Origin of the sequence: Halobiforma nitratireducens JCM 10879, from assembly GCF_000337895.1 — an archaeon.
Taxonomy (GTDB): domain Archaea; phylum Halobacteriota; class Halobacteria; order Halobacteriales; family Natrialbaceae; genus Natronobacterium; species Natronobacterium nitratireducens.
Genome location: NZ_AOMA01000054.1, coordinates 1 through 2,613, shown reverse-complemented (window position 1 = coordinate 2,613; position 2,613 = coordinate 1). Strand labels below are relative to the sequence as shown.

The window sequence follows — 2,613 nt, the reverse complement described above, 5'->3', positions numbered from 1 at the left end:
GTCTCTACTACTCGCCGTCGTTTGCTCTCGGCTTCCCTCGTTGGAGCAGTCGGCGGGCTCTCTTGGCAGTTCGGTTCCGCCATGAGAGATGGCTCATCCGATGAATTACTCTCGACGCACCTCGACGAGCGCGTTCCGGAGTTGCTCGACCGATACGATGTTCCAGGAGCGTCGATCGCCCTAATCAAAGACGGGGAGGTGACGTGGACCGGTGCCTACGGCAGCGCCTCCCCCGCGGAAGGACGCCTGACGAACGAGGATACCCCGTTTCAGGTGCAATCGTTCACGAAGTCGATCACCGCATGGGGAGTGCTGAAGCTCGTCGAGCGCAACGAGATCGCACTCGATGATCCAGTTGGACAGCACCTCACGAGCTGGGAGCGTCCGGACGCCGAGTATTCGTGGGAGGACGTGACCGTGCGGCGGGTGCTCAGCCACAGTGCGGGGTTGCCAGCGGGCGGATACGAGGGCGTCCCAGTGGACGAAGAGCCGCCGTCACTCAGGGAGGCGCTGTCCGGAAATGCGGGAGGGCCGGCGGCTCGGCCGACCGACGAACCCAGCGGGTTCCGGTACTCGAATCCGGGGTATGCGCTACTGGAACTCCTCGTCGAGGACGTCACGGGGCAGGACTTCGCGGTGTACATGGACGAGGAAATCCTGGAGCCGTTGGGGATGGACGAAGCCACCTTCGATATGACCGAAGGACTCCGTTCGGAGTTGGCGACGGAGCATTTCGTTGATGGAACACCGGTCCCTCTGTCACACGGTCCCGCCAAAGCCCCCAGTGCACTGTACGCGACCGCCGAAGATATCGCCCGCTTCGTCGCTGCTGGCACGGAGGCAAACGGGGAACCGGTGGGACGTGGCGTGCTCGCTCCGGAGAGCGTCGCGGAGATGTACACTCCGGCCGTCGAGACGACTGGATTCTATGGCCTCGCAAGCGACGGTGCGGGGCTCGGTCACTTCGTCGAAACGCTCTCTGACGGCGGACGAGCGGTGATGAACGGCGGACAGGGGGCCGGCTCGTGGAACTGGTTTCACGCCGTCCCCGAAACCGGCGACGGGATCGTCATCCTCACAAACAGCGAACGGAGTGTGCAACTTATCGCCGACGTCGTTGAGGCGTGGACGGATCGAAGTGGCCTCCCTGCGGTGTCACTGACGCGTGCGAGGCGATGGATCCGTCTCCCAGTCTGGATTCTCATCGGCGTTGCGGCCGGTCTCGCTCTCCGGTTTGGGTATGGTGTCATCACAGGGACGCGAACGTTCGCTCCGCTATCTGACCGCGACCGCACCGTTCGTGCACTCTTGAGCGGCATCGCCGTCGTGGCGTTCGGACTCTGGTGGATTGTTGGTCGGGAGGCCGTCGCGTTCTTCCTGCCCGTGATCGCAGAGTGGGTTGGACTGGCGCTGTCGGCAGTGGTCGTCCTGCTCTTGGCGACGGTCCTCTTTCCCAAAACAGACGAGGGTGAAACGACGTGACCGAAGGCGACGCCGGCGACGAAACGGCGAGTGTGGATTCGAACATCTCACAGGTCGCGTCTCCGGACACCGATCCAGAGTTCTTTGAGTACTCGAATCCGTGGCAGTTCTTCGCCATCGCGTTCNGAGATGTGTATAAGAGACAGTCCCAAAACAGACGAGGGTGAAACGACGTGACCGAAGGCGACGCCGGCGACGAAACGGCGAGTGTGGATTCGAACATCTCACAGGTCGCGTCTCCGGACACCGATCCAGAGTTCTTTGAGTACTCGAATCCGTGGCAGTTCTTCGCCATCGCGTTCGGCGTGTCGTACCTCTTCTGGATACCACTGATCGTCCTGGAATACGACCCGTTCGCGCTGCCGGGGGTATTGCTGTTCGCCGCCGGTGGACTCGGCGTTCCGGGTGCAGCAATCTTCTTGCTCTTTCGGACCGCCGAGGCGAAACACCGGCGTGACTACTGGCAACGGGTCGTCGATGTCCGACGGATCGGTCTGCGCTGGTACGTCGTGATCCTCCTGCTGTTTCCGGCCCTGAACGGGCTGGCACTGCTATTGGGCACCCTGGCCGGTGACTCGGTTCCGGCGTTTGAGCGTGCTGCCGAGTTCGCTGCCGATCCGGTATCGCTCCTCCCGTACGCGGTTTTCATGGTGATTTTTGGTCCTCTACCGGAAGAACTGGGCTGGCGAGGCTACGCGCTTGACGGGCTGCAAGCGCGCTGGAACGCGTTCGGGGCGAGTCTGATCCTCGGCGTCGTCTGGGCCGCTTGGCACGTCCCCCTGTTTTTCATGATGGGAACCTACCAAGCCGAGTTGGGCGTACTGACGCTCCCGTTTTGGGAGTTCATGTTCGGGGCAACGATCACCTCCGTTCTCTACACCTGGATCTACAACCACACGGGACGCAGCATCCTTGGAGCAGTTCTGTTTCACTTCTCGGGAAACTTCAGCGGCGAACTTGTTCCCCACGGTCCCATCGGAAGCCACGTCCCAACAGTGTTGACGCTGCTAGTAGTCGTCGTCGTGGTGTACGTCTATGGGCCGAAAACACTAACGCGACGTTCACCCCCACAGTCGTCTGCTTTGTTGAATAGCTGCTGAATGAGGGTTAGAGTGGCTCACAGAGCTTTTC

The 2,613-nt window shown here is 61.6% G+C and carries 2 protein-coding genes; both read left to right on the top strand.

All coding sequences use genetic code 11. The features are described from left to right. A partial coding sequence (locus C446_RS04145) for a serine hydrolase domain-containing protein (RefSeq protein ID WP_239639454.1) occupies window positions 1–1,482 on the top strand: 1,482 nt, incomplete at its 5' end. A gap of 173 nt (window positions 1,483–1,655) precedes the next feature. Further along, window positions 1,656–2,582, top strand: a complete 927-nt coding sequence (locus C446_RS04140) for a CPBP family intramembrane glutamic endopeptidase (protein ID WP_006671808.1) — start codon at window positions 1,656–1,658, stop codon at window positions 2,580–2,582. The last annotated feature ends 31 nt before the right edge of the window (window positions 2,583–2,613 follow it).